The organism is Nitrospira lenta, assembly GCF_900403705.1.
Taxonomy (GTDB): domain Bacteria; phylum Nitrospirota; class Nitrospiria; order Nitrospirales; family Nitrospiraceae; genus Nitrospira_D; species Nitrospira_D lenta.
Genome location: NZ_OUNR01000004.1, coordinates 1 through 16,680 on the forward strand (window position 1 = coordinate 1; position 16,680 = coordinate 16,680).

Sequence of the window (16,680 nt, forward strand, 5' to 3'; positions counted from 1 at the left end):
AGCGGCGGGCACGACGTTAAAATTGGGTGGGACCCATAGCTTTCAGGGTACGAGCGATGTGACGGGGCTCGGTACGGTGCAGGTGGCTGCTGGGACGGCGAGCTTTGCGGGCGTGGTTCAGGTGGGGGCGGTGAGCAGTGCGGGGACGACGAGCTTTGGCCCGGTACTGGATACCTCGACGTTGACCATCAGCGCCGGCATCACCACGATCAATACTGCCCTCACCCTGACACAATCGACGCTGAGTGGTGGCACTCTCACTGGCACGGGGGATCTGACGTTGACGGGGGCTTCGACGTGGAGTGGCGGAACGCTGAGTGGGCCAGGCCGGACGCTCATTGCCTCGACGGGCTCGTTGGATATTACGGGCAGTGTGACACTGAGTCGGGTGCTGGAGAATCAGGGAACGGTGACCTCGCCGGCGAACATCTTTTTGACCAATGGCCAGATTGTGAATGCCAACCTGTTCGTGGCAACTACAGGGAACCTGTATGCATCGGGGGCTGTGGGGGCAATCAATCGGTTCACGAACCAGGGGACGTTCCGCAAGCTAGGGACGAGCACGGTCAGCATCCAGAACAATGGCAGCACCATTGTCTTCGATAACAGCGGACTGGTGGAGGTGCAGGGCGGCACGCTCAGCCTGCTGAATAATAGTCTTCAAAATTTCTCCGGTACCACCCTCACGGGCGGCACGTATCAGATTTCCGGAACCGGCGTGCTCCAATTCACCGGCGCCAATATCGCCACAAATGCGGCGAATATTATCCTGAGTGGCACGGCAACGAATCCGATCGTTAATGAGTCGAGTGTCAACGCGCTGGCAAACTTTGCGACCAATGCGGCCACTGGCAGCCTCTCTCTCCAAGGCGGACGTGACTTTACCCGAACCGGCAACTATATCAACAATGGTGCGCTGTCACTTGGTGCCGGGAGCATCTTCACCGTGACCGGCGGAACGTATACACAAGCGGCCACCGGCGTGCTCACGGTTCAAGTCAATGGGCTGAGCGCCGTAACGAATGTCGGAAAACTTGCGGTCTCGGGGAATGCCTCGCTGAATGGCACGCTGAACATCCAACTCACGGATGGGTATGTCCCAGTCATCGGCGATGTGTTCCAGATTCTTGTGTTCGGTTCGCTCACGGGTGATTTCCCCAACGTCAACGGCTTGAACTTCCGTCCCGGCCTGCGATTTCTAAAGAATATTACACCGACCGGCATGACGCTGACCGCCGTGGAAGACGGCAACTTCCCCGGTCCGACCGTCACGTCCAGCTTGCCGGCCGAAGGCGCGATCGTATCACCGGGCCTGTTGACGTATCAGGCCACGTTCAGCGAAGCGATGGCCACGACGAATCTCGGACCGGAAGATGTGATCTTGCGCGATAAGATCACGAACAGCACCTATACACCGACGACATTCAATTTCGATACGGTGACAAATCGCCTGACCGTCACCTATGCGAACGTGACGGAAAGCGACTATGAGATCAGGCTGATGTCCTCCGATACGGCGTTCCGTGGCAACTCAGGGGGCCGGCTCGATGGAGACGGTGATGGGCGTGAAGGCGGCGACTATTTCGTCAACTTCACGGTCGATACTGGAACGCGCGCCTTCGATGGCACGTTCCAGAATGCCAAGCCACTGGGCTCGTTCGTGCGAGAATCTACTCCGGTCTCAGGCCGATTCCACGCTGCGGATGATGTCGATATCTATAACCTGACTGTCGATGCGGGCCAAACGGTTTCACTGCGGTTCACGCCGCTCGATGCGTCGGTTCGTGGTGGTGTGGAAGTGCTGGGCCCTGATGGTGTCACGTCATTAGGGGCGGCGCAGGCTGCTAGTCCGAATGACACGGTGCTCTTGCAGACGATTCCGACGACAACAACCGGCACGTACAAAATCAAGCTCGCTCGTTTAGCCGGTGCAGGTACGTATCAGTTGGTAGCCACGCTCAACGCGGCGCTTGAGGCTGAGCCATTCGCTGGTGCGACGAACAATACGGTTGGCACTGCACAGGATCTGACCTCGTCGGCCATTGCGTTGCAGGGCATGGCAAATCGTCTGGCCGTGACGGGGAAGACCGAAGCCGGACAACCGGACTACTACCGGTTTGATCTCGCTGCCGGGCAAGTTGCAACGCTGGAATTCGCGACTATCGATCCGAATGCAGCGGTATCGTTGGAACTGGTGGATAGCAATCACGTGTTGTTGGCGTCCGGGATCAGGGAGACGGCGAACGGTGAGAATCAGGCCATCCGCAACGTTGTCGCGCCAGTGGCGGGTACCTACTATGTCCGCGTCAGCGGTGAAGCTAATCGGGCGTATACGCTCGTGGTCACAAAGTCAGCCGAGTTCGACCGTGAATCTAACGCCACCGCCACTACCGCGCAAGATATCAGTCCCGCGGGTCAGGTGCTGGGGGCGCTTGGGTATGGGACGGAGGCCGATGGGGTGATCGACAGTCAAGATCACTATCTCGTGCGTGCCAACGCCGGCGATGTACTGACCATCACCACAAGCACGCCGGGCGGATCGCTCAATACGCTCAATCCAAAAATTGAACTATTCACTCAGAGCGGGACCACCATACTGGCGAGCGACTTGAGCAGCGCCGGTGATGGCCGTAACGCACGCATTGCCAACTTCTCCATCTTGACGACGGGGGTGTATCGGGTTGTCGTGAGCGCCGAGTCCGGCGTCGGTGAGTACACATTGAATGTGACGGGAGCTACCGGCGCGCCGGTGCCGTTCACGGTTGCATCGCAGAGTGTGCCGAACGGCGACCTTCGTGTGACCTACCCGGCGACATTTCGCGTCGATCTCTCAGAGCCAGTCCTGCTCAGCTCGATTCAAGCAAGCGATCTCCAGATTCAGAAGCCCGGTGTTAGCACACCGGTGTCGGCCGATAGCGTCACGATTATCGACCAGGACACCGTCGAGTTCACAATTTCGTCGGCTCAAGCCGGAGATGGTGTCTACACGGTCACCATTCCAGCCGGTGCCTTCACCAGTCTGACCAATAGATCGTTGCAGACGACGCTTGCATCAACCTTTGACTTGGATGCCACCGCTCCGCGTGTCTTCAACGCCAATCTGATCGAAGGCTCGACCGTGGCTCCGGACGCGAATGGCAATGTGACCGTCACGATTCAGTTCACGGAACCGTTGGCGGTGACAGGATTAGATGCGGGCGACGTCACGCTCCGCGACACACTCACGAATACGACGATTGCTCCCGCGACATTCAATTACAGTTCCGTCACGAACACCCTCACGCTGACGTACAGCAATGTGCCGGATAGCTCGTACGCACTCACGCTCCTGTCCTCCGCTACCGGCTTCCGCGATCTGCGCGGCAATCTCCTCGATGGGGATGCCAACGGGACGGCGGGCGGCAACTGGGTCAGGAGCTTTGGGGTCGATACGGGAACAAGGATGTTGCCTGGGGCGCTTGTTCCAGTCGCTCCGGAGGGGTCGCTGATGTACTCGCTGGCCCCAGTCTATCAAGGAAGGTTCCATGCCGCCGGTGATGCCGATAGCTTTACGGTGATACTCGATGCCGGCCAGAAGGTATCCGTCGTCGTGTCCAATGTTGATCCATCACTGCTGACCCAGATTGAAGTACTCGATCCGAACGGCGCGCTTGTTGCGACGGCTGTTGCGTCCAGCGCAGGCCAATTAGCCTTTGCAACGGATGTCCCCACCGCATTGGCGGGAACCTATAGCGTTCGCGTCACAGCGGCAGCGGGTGCGGGCAGCTATCGCTTGCAGGCTGCACTGAACTCAACCACGAATCCAGAAGACTTTGGCGGAGCCTCCGACAATACGCTCGCTGCGGCTGTGAACCTCGACAGTGGAGTTGTTTCGTTGCAAGGAGCAGCTGATCGATTAGGGATTGTTAGTTACACCGAAGTGGGGACGCCGGATGTTTACAAGTTTGGTCTGATGTCGGGGCAAACGGCCACCGTTGTGCTGACAGAGTTAGGCAGCCCTGCGGGTGCGATCACTCTTGACCTCCTCGATGCGGCTGGTTCTGTGTTGGCGTCCGGGCTCAACGATGCAGGCAATGTCAGTCAAGCAATCAGAGCGTTCATGGCTCCCGCGACGGGGACGTACTTTCTGCGAGTGACCGGGACAGCCGTACAGCGCTACGATATTGCCGTGACTCGTCAAGCTGAGTTTGAGCGCGAACCTGACGGATCTGCAGCCACAGCACAGGACATCAGCGCAACGGGGCAAGTGCTGGGCGCCATCGCGTCCAGAACATCAATGACACATACTCCTGCGCTCACGGCGGAGGGCAATGTGCGTGTCGCCGTTGTCGGGACCTCGGGCGGCGATAACGCGGGGTTCACGGCGCTGGTCAATCAACTTAACAACGATTCCTTCTTTGACTTCACCGCGACTCTCGTCACTGCGTCACAGGTTGATACCCTGGCCGAGTTGCAGGCCTATGATGCGGTAGTCATTGGAGAGAACTGGCTGAATCAAAATCAGTTCGCGATCTTTGCGCCGGCGTTGCGGAGTTGGGTCGAAAGCGGTGGTGGGGTGGTTGCGACGGGATTCACCGTTTTTGGAGCGGGAAGCGCCACACCGCCTGCGGTCACTGATATCGATGAGATCGTTCCTGTAAATACGCGGGGAGGGTACAGCTACATTAGTAATGGGACGGTGTCACCGAATACGACCGCCCATCCGGTCACCAGCGGAGTATCGAGTTTTGTGGTTTCCAATCCGACTGAATATCCCACGTCGGCCCCACTCGTCGATTCCGGTGCTTCTGTTCTTGGAACCGTGTCAGGTCAACCAACCGTCGTTGTCGGAATGCCGGGGTCTGGTCGATCAGTCTATCTTGGACCGATCTATGGGGGATATGCCGGGTACAACACGTCGGACCTGCGTTCGGGTTCAGCCGATCGCCTCCTGGAGCAGGCTGTGGCCTGGGCGGGAGCCAAAGACCAGGTAGATCACTATCTCATTCAGGCCACGACTGGCCAACTTCAAATTACGACGACCACGCCGGGCGGCGACACCGGAGAACCGAACAATACCCTCGTGCCGAAGCTGGAACTATTCAACTCGGCAGGTCTGCTGGTCGCCTCCAACCAAAATGGGGCTCCCGACGGACGGAATGCGCAGATTGTCTATCACGTTCCGACGGACAGCGCCGGAACCTATCGGGTCGTTATCTCCGCAGTATCCGGAACTGGCGAGTACACCTTGGCGGCCACGGGTACAGCCGTCATCTCGCAGAATGCTGTCCCGACGATCGTCGCCACGACGCCGGTCAACGGCGCTCGTCTGACTGCGCCGCCGACCACGATTGATCTGACCTTCTCCGAAGGCCTGCGGATCGACTCCATCAGCGCAAGCGATCTGCACATCAGCGGGGGAGGAACGGTTACGGGGCTTCAAGTTCTCGACGGCAAAACCGTCCGCTTTATGGTCTCGATTCCGAATGTGCCCACTGTCGACACAACCTATACGATGACCCTGGCTCAAGGGGCCGTGACAGATCTGCAAGGTGCGTCGAATGCGTTGTTCACCAGCACCTTCGTCGTCGATCATGTCGGTCCGCGCATCATCGCGCAGACACCGGCCGTGCAGGCGTCGTCTCCATGGAATGCACTGACTGTCACATTCAGTGAGCCAGTCAATGCCGCCAGCTTCACGGCGGCAGACGTACTCCTCACCGGCCCTGGGGGGATCATTCCCGTCACGTCCATTACAGGGTCCGGAACGACCTTTACTCTGAACTTCGCAAGTCAAACCACTGCGGGCGCCTATATCGTCACGATTGGACCAAACATTACCGACAGCGTCGGTAATCTGATGGACCAGAACAACAACGGAGCAAATGGTGAAGCGGGCAGCGCCGATGCCTATACCGCGACCATTGCCTTGCAAGCGCCGAATCTCCGCGTGCAATCGGTCTCCACCAATCCGGTGACTGCCGCACAGTTTGGACAACCAGTCACAGTAACCTGGACAGTCGAAAACGCCGGAGCCGACCCTGCTCGGGAAGCCTGGAGCGATCAGATTTGGCTGTCGGCAAATCAGACGTTAGAAGCGGGCACGGATACGCCGCTCACCCTCCCGATTCCATCAGGCCTATCAGGCCCGCTGAATGCCTTGGGAACCTACACAAAGACCGCCACAGTGACTCTGCCGCTGACCACGTCGCTTGCCGCGGGTACCTACTACATTCTCGTCCAAACAGATACAGGGACCTCGCAACTCGAAACGAACGAAACCGACAACACGACAGCCAGCGCGCCATTGACTCTGACGGTGCCTCCGTTGCCCGACTTAGTGGTAACCAATATCTCCGGCCCCGCCACAGCACGACCCGGCGAACTGGTCCCCATCTCATGGACGGTCACAAATAGCGGGGGTGCCGACGCCACTGGAACCTGGACAGATTACGTCTTTCTGTCTTCGGATAACGCCATCGGAGGTGATCGATTCGTCGCCTCCTTCTCGTTCACCGGCACCATTGCGGCCGGACAATCGGTCGTCCGAACGCAGAATCTCCCGATGCTAACCGATGTGAGCGGCACGCAGCGGCTTGTCGTGCAGACGGATGCTACCGGTCAGATCTATGAACACAGCTTGGAAAACAACAACAGGGCTATCGACGATCAGGTTATCACCATGGTCGCGCCGGATTTCCAGGTCAGCAATATTCAACTGCCGGCACAAGCCTTGTCCGGACAGCCGATCACCGTGACCTGGACGCTCACGAACAACGGATCAGCGAATTTCACAGGGACGTTCTCGGACCGACTCTCGTTTTCAGGAGATGCTACGGTCGGAAGCGATACCTTCATCGCCGATGTGCCATTCACTGGAACGCTTAGCGCTGGGCAATCCGTGCAGCGCAGCCACACCGTTACCCTTGATCGTAATCTCAGCGGCAACCGCTGGGCCGTGGTGTCTGCCGACAGTGGCGGCAATGTGAATGAGTATCCGAACGAGGGAAATAACGCCGCCATCTCCGCCCAGCCGACGAACGTGACGCTGCAATTCAGTGATCTGGCGGTTGAAGCAGTCTCTGCTCCGGCCATAGCCCAGAGCGGCGATTCGATTCAGATCAGTTGGCGCGTCCGCAACCAAGGTTCATTGTCGACGGCCAGCAGCAGCTGGACTGATCGAATCACTCTTTCCACCGACGCGATCTTGGATGTAGGCGATACCACACAATGGAACGTCATGCATACCGGCGCGTTGGCCATCGATGAGTCCTACACGAATCAAGCGGCGATCACCCTCCCGCAAGGGATTGCCAGCAACTACTACGTGTTTGTGCAAACCGGCATTGCTAGTCAGGTAGTCGAATCGAACTCGGAAAGCAACAATGTCGGCCGTACACTCACACCGACGGCGGTGAGCCTTAAACCCTATCCCGATTTCCAAGTCACCTCGGTGACGGGTCCGACCAGTGTGCAATCGGGGCAGACTGCCACGATCTCCTGGACCGTGGCAAACAATGGAACCGGCCCAGCCACGGCCCAGCGATTTGACCACGTCTACCTGTCTAGAGACGGCACATTGACCGGAGCGACGTACCTCAACTCCACGCTCATCACAAACTCCGTTGCCACTGGTGGAAGTTACAACGCTTCCGCCATGGTCACAATTCTCTCATCAGTGGCCGATGGCACCTATCGGTTTGTGATTGTCACTGATGCCACAGGCCAATTGTATGAGGGCCCTAACGGGGGCGAGGCCAATAACTTGGGTCAATCGATTCCGGTGCAAGTCACGCATCCTGATTTGCAGATTGCCATATTGAGCGCGCCAAATAGTGCAGCCTCCGGCACGACCATCGGGGTCGATTGGAGCGTCACCAACAACGGATCCGGTCCCGCGCAAGGAAGCTGGATTGATCGTATCTATTTGTCTACTGACGACACGGTCGATAGCAACGATCTTATTCGGGGAGAACTCATCCATACAGGACCGCTGGCCGCAGGCGGGACGTACACGGGACATTTCGACGTGCTGATTCCGGTCGATCGATCCGGGCCATTCTTTTTATTGATGAAGACGGATGCGGCATTGCAAGTCACCGAGACGACCGCCGGAAATGCGGAGGGCAACAATGTTGCGGTATCACCGATCACGGTGACCCTTTCACCCTACGCAGATCTCGAAGCCTACAACGTAACGGTCAACAGCCAAGTGGTGGGGAATCCAGCCATCGTGACCGTCGGCTGGAGTGTGCGGAATACACCGACGGGAACGGGTACCGGGACGACGGCCACGTGGACCGATGCGATTATCGCCTCGACCGATACCATCATCGGTAACAGTGACGACACAGAGTTGGCAACCTATAACCACACGGGGTTGCTCGCGCTCGGCAGCAGTTACATCCAGGCGCAGACGTTTTATCTGCCCTTCAATTTCCAGGGCCGTTATCACATCTTCGTCAAGACCGACAGTACCGGCACCGTGTTCGAGAATGCCAAGGAAGCCAATAATGCGGCGGAGGCGGCCAACGTTCTTGATGCTTTACCCGTGCTGTATGCCGATCTCCAAGTCGACAACATTTCCGTGCCGGTCACGGGACAAAGCGGCGCACCGCTGCGAGTCAGCTGGACGGTTTCGAACCATGGCATCGGCATGACGAACATCAACTCCTGGTCCGATCATGTCTATTTGTCGAGCGATCCCCAAGGCAATACGATGGTGCAGGACTACGGTCTCCTCGACCACGTCGGTGAGTTGCAGGCTGGAGGGAGCTATACCAGGTCAGTGGATCTCATTTTGCCGAACACGCTCAGTGGGCCGGTCTATGCCGTCGTGCGAACGGCGGAGAACAGCGGCCTGTTTGAGTTTCTCTTTAATAGCAACAACAAGGGCGTGTCGGCGACACCGACGACTGTGGCGCTGAGTTTCACGCCCGATTTGACGGTATCCAATATTCAGTCTGTCACCAATGCATTCGAAGAGAGCAAGGTCGATATTACCTGGACGGTAACCAACCAGGGAACCGCCGACGCGACGAGGGTATGGAGCGACAAGGTGGTGTTGAGAAAACTCAACGATACCGCCGGTACGATTACCGTGGGGACCTTCACCTATGACCGGGGTCTGATCGCCGGCCAATCCTATACAAGAACCGAGCAATTTACGTTGCCGGTCCATATTCAGGGTCAGTACCAGATTGAGGTCGTGACGGACCTAGACGACACGATTTTCGAGCGTAACGTGGGGGCAGGTACAGGGGAATCCAACAACACGATCCTTGATCCGGATATTCTCACGGTTCAGTTGAGACCGCGGCCTGACCTGCAAGTGTCCAATGTTCTGTCTCCGGCACAGGTGCCGGCCGGGTCCGCAGTCTCCGTGGAATATACCATCACCAACCAAGGTACGGCTGCAACCCCGCCGTTGTGGAAAGATAATGTGTATCTCTCACTCGATAACAAGGTGACGCCGGACGATATCTTCATCGGCTCCTTCGATAACGTATCGGCGCTCGATCCCGGCCAGTCCTATTCGCGGACAACGCCATCGGTACAGGTGCCGATCCGTTTCCGCGGCGATGTTTTTTTGCTGGTGTCGACCGACCACGGCACTCAGGTCGACGAGTTTCCGAATGATGGGAACAACGTCTTCGCGAAACCGCTGTTCGTGCAGCCCTTGCCGCAGGCCGACTTGTTCACAGGCAGCGTGATAGCCCCCGATCAGGTGCTGCCTGGCACCCAGATTGAGGTGCGCTATCGGGTAGAAAATCGTGGATCGGGCGTCACCGACAAAACCGCTTGGACCGACACCATCTGGCTCACGACCGATCGGACCAGACCGTTTGCCGGCAAGGGCGACTTTCTCCTGGGAACGGTCACCCACCAAGGCGCAATTCCGGTCGGCGATTTCTATGAGCAGGTTGTGACGGTGACAATCCCCGATGCGACCAAACTCAAAACGGGGATCAATACCTATTACATCACGCCCTGGAGCGATACCTACGACGTCGTCTTGGAAGATACGCTGGACATCAACAAGAATCCGGACGATCCGAATCAGATCGATAACAATAATTATAAAGCGCGTCCGGTCATCGTCATCGGTAGTTCGCCGCCGCCGGCGTTTCCGTTACCGGATCTGACGATCACGAACGTCACGCCGCTCAGTCCCGCAGCGGAGGCGACCAAGCCGTTTACCGTTCGTTGGACGGTCAAGAACGAAGGGCCTGGAGTCGTACCTCCTGGTTGGACCGACGCCATCTTTCTTTCCACTGTTCCGATCCTTTCCGGCGGAACACAGTGGAGTCTTGGGAGCATCATCCATTCGACCGGACTGGCTGCCGGGGAGTCGGCCACCTTCGAGCAAACATTCCAACTGTCCCCGCCAACCACGGGAACCTACGTCATTGTCCAAACTGTCAGTCTGTCGGATACGAATTTGAGTAATAACACGGCCTTTGCGCCGACAGTCTCAATTATTGCGGCTCCGGACCTGCAAGTCAGCTCCGTGGTTGTGCCGGCGACGGCCGACTCGGGTGAGAACGTCCATGTGCAATGGACGGTGGAGAACGTCGGCGCCGTACCGGTTTGGTCTGGCACGCAATACTGGACGGACCAGGTCTTTTTTTCCGCTGAACCGGCCTTCTCCTCTCGCGCACTTAATGTTGGGTCATTTACTCACAGTAATGCCCAGCCGCTTGCCGCCGGCGGAAGTTATACCGGGTCACTCGACTTCAGGCTTCCCGCCGGCATCGAAGGCCCCTACTTTATCTATGTCGTTGCCGATTCAAACAGCGTTGGAGTTCAGCTGGAGACACCGGCCGGATCGAACGGGGAGACGCTGGCCCGCTATGGAGGGTCTGTGTACGAAGCGGGGCGCCAGGCGAACAATATTGCCTCCGCCGCATTGCCGGTCATCTATAAGGAGCCGGATCTTCTGGCCACGAGTGTGACGGTACCCTCGCCGGCCTTCTCAGGCCAGCCGCTGACGGTCTCGTGGACGACGGCGAATCAGGGGAATCGGGCTACACGGGAGAGCTCCTGGAGAGATCAAATCTTTCTCTCGCTCGATTCATCCTTAGACTCTTCGGACAGCGTGCTTGGATTTCTCGATCACACGGGAAGTTTGGCGCAGGGCGCGTCCTATACGGCGAGCAAGACCGTGAATCTGCCCATCGGCGTGGCCGGTACCTTCTATTTATTGGTCTTTCCGGACGCAGAAACACGCTATAGTCCGGATCTGGTTCCGGAGTTTCGCGGCGAAGGCAATAATCTGCGTGCGCAGCAGTTCACGATCACGCTGACCACACCGCCCGATCTGCAGGTGATGCAGGTCACAATTCCCGAACGGGTCACGACCGGTCAAACGTTCACCGTGAGCTATCAGGTCTCCAATCAAGGCGGGCTCGGCACCCCGGCATCCCAAAACGCGTGGAGCGATCTGATCTATCTCTCGCGCGACACGTTCTTCGACGCGCAAGCGGATCGCTATTTGGGTTCGGTCGGTCATACGGGCGGGCTTGCCGCCGGACAAAGCTATGGGATCACACAGTCGTTCCAGGCTCCGATCGATCTCTCCGGTTCCTACTATGTGTTGGTGATCACCGATCCGCGTAATGCCAGTGGCGTCGGCTCCGTGTTCGAAGGGAACGCCGAGCAGAACAACGACCGCGCCAGTACCCAGCCGTTGTTGATCGAACAGCCGCCTCCGGCCGATCTTGAGGTGCAGTCGATCACTGCCGGTGGGACCGTCAAGGTCGGAGATCCGATCCAGGTCGGTTGGACCGTGAAGAACAATGGACCGAATGTCGCAACCGGTACCTGGTCAGATTCGGTCTATCTCTCGACGGACGACACGTGGGATATCAACGATCGCCTGCTCGGGCAGAAGTCGTTCTCCGGAACGCTGAATCAAAACGGTGAGTACTCGCTGACGCTCGATGCGATTATGCCCCCGATCGCGGCCGGTCAGTACCGGATCATTGTCCGAACCGACATTCGCAACCAAGTCTTCGAAGGCGTCAACGAAATCAACAACCGCCGCTTCTCGCCGGACGTTGTCACGGTGGCCGTCGATTCGCTTCAGTTGGGCGTGCGGCTGAACACCACGCTCAGCACCGGCCAGGATCGACTCTATAAGGTCACCGTGCTTGAAGGCGAAACACTGCGAGTACGCGTCGGCACTTCAGCCACTGGCGCAGCGAACGAAGTCTATCTGCGGTTCAATCAGGCGCCGACGCCGTTTGTCTTCGATGCGGGCCCTAACACACAACTGCAAGGGAATACGGCGGCCATTGTTCCGGCGACTCAGCCTGGCGACTACTATGTGCTTGTTCATGGGCAATCGGAGCCGTCGGCCAACACGGCGGTCACGCTGCTGGCCGATACGCTGCCGTTCGGCATTACCGATGTGACCAAGGATCAGGGCGGCGACAGCAAGTTCGTCACCTTCACGATCAACGGAGCCAAGTTCTCGCCCAATGCCGTGGTGAAGCTGGTGCGTCCGGATATTGCGGAGTTCGCGCCGGTGAACATCAAAGTCGTGAACAGCACGAAGATCATCGCGACCTTCGATTTTACCGACGCGCCGCACGGTCTTTATGACGTCAAAGTCATCAATCCGGATGGTGCGACGGCCATTCTGCCCTACCGGTATTTGATCGAGCGGTTCATTGAGCCGGATGTCACGATCGGCATCGGAGGGCCTCGTGTAATTGCCGCAGGCGACACGGGCACGTACGGGATCGCGCTCCAAAGCTTGGCGAACCTCGATGCGCCCTATGTGAATTTCCAGTTCGGTGTGGCCGAAATGGGCCGGAACAATGTCATTTATAATCTTCCGTTCCTGCAGACCTTCAATAACCTGCGCGGGCAGCCCGATGGCGTGCGCGGGGACGTGCCCTGGGCCAGCCTGGAGTCGGACATCAACGCGGCCGGACCGTTGACCGGCTACAACGCCTCGACCGGCTATACCTTCGATCTGGCAGCCGGTGGATTTACCGGGTTGACCTTCAATGTCACGACGTACGCAGGATTGAAGGAGTTTGTGGATCGATCGTGGGAGGCGTTGAAAGAAAAAATCTATAATATCGATCCGTCGTTGCGCACAAGCGGAGTACTCGACAATGGCCCCGAAGGGCTCGATGAAATATTCCCTGGATTGTTTGATATTTATACGAAGGTTGCCGACCCATTGGCGTGCCGCGAGTATGCCATCCCGTTCCGGTTCAATATTTTTGCCTCGGCGACCGCGCTGACGCGCGACGAGTTCATTGCGCAACAAACCGCGGAAGCCTTGCGGTTGCGCGACAAGATTCTCGCGGATACGACGGCGAACGCACAGCTTCAAACGTTGGCGGCCGATGGCGACACGTGGACCGCCGCCTATCTTGCGGCCCTCGAAGAGGGCGGCGTCTTGCGTCCCGTCGATGCGATTCCGCCGGTGCGTGAGCATCCGAAGATCGTCAGTTTGCTCGGGGTCTTTGCCACGGGTGTGTTAGTTGGGCCGGCCGGCGATCAATTCCAAACCGGCACGAGCCTGTTGCAATTCTTCGACAAGATTCACAGCTGGTACGGCGATCGCGAAGAATTCTCACCCTGGCCCATCGAAGAGAGAGAGGCCCCGCCGGGATGCCTGCACGGGACCGCCCTGATTCCCATTACGTCGGTGCCGGATTTCTCAGATGTCGATTTGGGGCTGTCGCATCAGACGCATTTCGAAGCATTCGACGTGTTTGTGCCCTGGGTTCCATTTAACCAGCGTGGGGCGGCGGGGACGGTGGCATTGCCGGATTTCGCCTCGACGGCGTCGTCGAGCACGATCTCACCGGTCGATTTCTCGCAGTTCTACGCGGCAGCGGCAGCGGGTGGCCAATTGGCGTCGATCGTTGGACCGCAAGGCTTCGGGGTGGATCAGTTCCTCCCGGTCGATCAACAGTTGCCCTATCAGATTCGGTTTGAGAATACCGCGGCGTCGCCGACGAGGCCGGGAGAGATCCGCATTGTTTCGCAACTCGATTCCGATCTTGATGTGCGTTCGGTCCGCCTCGGCGATATCAAGCTGGGGGACATTCAGATCCATATTCCCTCCGATCGCGCGACCTTCCAGGGCGACTTCAATTTTGTCCAAAGCAAGGGATACATCTTACGCGTGAGCGCCGGTGTCGATGTCGAAGCCCAGACGGCCACCTGGCTACTACAGGCGATCGATCCGGAAACCGGTGAAGTCATCCAAGATACGACCAAAGGACTTTTGGCGCAGAACAACGCGCAAGGAGCCGGGCTTGGCTCGGTCAGCTACAGCGTGATGCCGAGCGAGGGATTGACGACCGGCACTGACATCGCGGCCCGCGCGCGTGTGCTCTTCAATACCGCGCCTCCGGCCGATGCGGCGGTCGTGACCCAGAAGGTCGATGGCCGGGCTCCGGTCACGGCGCTCACCGCGACCAAACTCGGCAACAGCAACGACTATGGCATCCAGTGGACAGCCACCGACGACGCGGGGGGCTCGGGTGTTCGTCATACGACCGTGTACGTCGCGGAAGACGGCGGCGCGTTCCTGATCTGGAAGCAACGCACGACCGACACGACCGGTACCTACCAGGGACGTGCTGGCCACACCTACGAATTCTTTGCGGTCTCAACGGACAATGCGGGCAATCAGGAACGGCCGCCGCTCGGACTGAGCGGCCCTAACGACGGCACGACGACCAACCTCGGATCGATCCCCTCCGGTGAAACGACTCCGACCGATCTGCCGCCGCCTCCTGCGCCGTTGCCCTCGGTCAATCCGCTGTTTGTGCAAGCGCAGCAGCAGATTCCTGGAGCAAGACCGGCCACGAACCCCTCAGATTTCACGCCGGTCGTCAATCCGTTCACCGCGCAGTCGTTTGCAACGGGCTTTCAGCAGAGCCATGGCGGCATCGGGCCATTGGCGATCCTGCCGTTGGCGGATGGATCGGTGTTGGCGAGCGGCGGCCTCAATCGCGGCGAGCTCTTCAAATTTTCGTCGGCCGGCGGCTACGCCATCACGCCGCTGATCACCCTCGATCAACCCATCTACGATCTGGCGATGGACAGGCAGGGAAGACTCTGGGCTTCATCCGGAGGCGGAGCGCTGCTCGAACTGAATCCGGCAACCGGCGAAATCCTCCACCGGTTCGGCGATGGGATCACGCAAGCGATTGCCGTGCATCCGACAACCGGAAAAATCTACGTCTCCTCCGGCGACGGCATCGAGATCTTCGACCCGGTCACGCTTCGTTTCAGCCACTTCACCAATTATCGCGTCGACGACCTCGCCTTCTCCTCGACGGGAGAGCTGTGGGGCACGTCGTGGCCCAAGCGCGGCGACGTCGTCAAGTTTGCGAACAACGGTAAAGCCACGGCCATGGTCCGTCTGGACAGCCAGGTCGATTCGATCGCGTTCGGCCAAGCCGGGACGCCTCTCCAGAATTTGTTGTTTGTCTCCAGCAACTCCGGCCCTGAAGGGAAGCCCAGCGAGCTGGTCATGGTCGACATTGTGTCGCTCCAAACCGTCGTCATTGCGCGCGGCGGACCGCGCGCAGAATCGCTGGCTGCGACCGCCGATGGAAGGCTGTTCATCGCCCAAGCCGATCAGATCGATGTCTTGAACGCCGTATTGCCGCCCGTCGTGATGTCCACGACGCCGATCAATCAGGGGTTTGCGCCATTGCCCATCGGCGCGATCACTATCCGTTTCGACCAAGACATGCTGGCCGATGCCAGTGCGAACTCCGTGCTCAATCCGGCCAACTACCAGATCACCGGCCAATTGACGGGCCCGATCGCCATCGCATCGGTCCAATACGATGCGGCGACGAGAACGGCGCGGCTCGAAGTGGATGCGCTGCAAGTCGATAACTTTACCGTGCAAGCCAAGACCACCCTCAAGAGCCAGGCTGGCCTAGCCTTGCCCCAGCCCTTCACGGCGCACTTCTCGACGGTGTCGGATTTCAGCAACAAGCTCAACCTGGAATTGCTCAACGTCCGATCCGATCGAGGCGCCGGGACCCTTTCCTACGATGTGAAGGTGACGAACACGACTCCTCTCGATCTCCTCGTTCCCCTGAGACTGGTTCTCGATCCGTCGCAATATTTTCAAGGCGCGCCCATCGGCGGGACGTTCGCGGGAGGGATGTGGCTTATCGACCTGAGCGCGACGGTCGGTGGCGGCATCCTCCATCCAGGGCAATCCAGCACAGCCCAAACCGTCACGATCAACAATCCATTCGCCCAACGGGCGGATTTCGGTCATGGCGTGTATGCCGTGGCGCCGCCCAATCAATCGCCGGTCATCGCGTCGGTGCCGGTCACGACCGCGACAACCGGAACGGTCTACAACTATCAAGTGACGGCCAACGACCCTGACGGTATCGGCCTCACCTATTTCCTGGCGTCTTCGCCCGCAGGCATGACGGTCAGCGCAACAGGCCTCGTGAGTTGGACCCCGACCGTGTCGAGTCCGGAGAATGCGTCCGTCGTGTTGCAAGTCTACGATACACGCGGAGCGTATGCCTCACAGGGCTTCTCGATCGTCGTCACCGGTGTGAACGCTGCGCCAGTGGTGCTGCCGTTGTCCAAAGAATATCGCATCAAGGAAGGCGACCTGTTCGAACTGGGGCTTGTGGCCGCCGACCCCGACGCCGATCCGCTGGTGTTCTACGCGGATAACCTGCC

At 58.6% G+C, this 16,680-nt stretch carries 1 protein-coding gene (only partly in view); it reads left to right on the forward strand.

Annotation, left to right across the window (positions count from 1 at the left end; genetic code table 11):
• Positions 1 to 16,680 carry part of the coding region annotated (locus tag NITLEN_RS06185; RefSeq protein WP_121988739.1) for a putative Ig domain-containing protein on the forward strand (this coding region is incomplete at both ends). Its footprint extends 13,367 nt past the window's final position, so 16,680 of the 30,047 annotated nt are shown.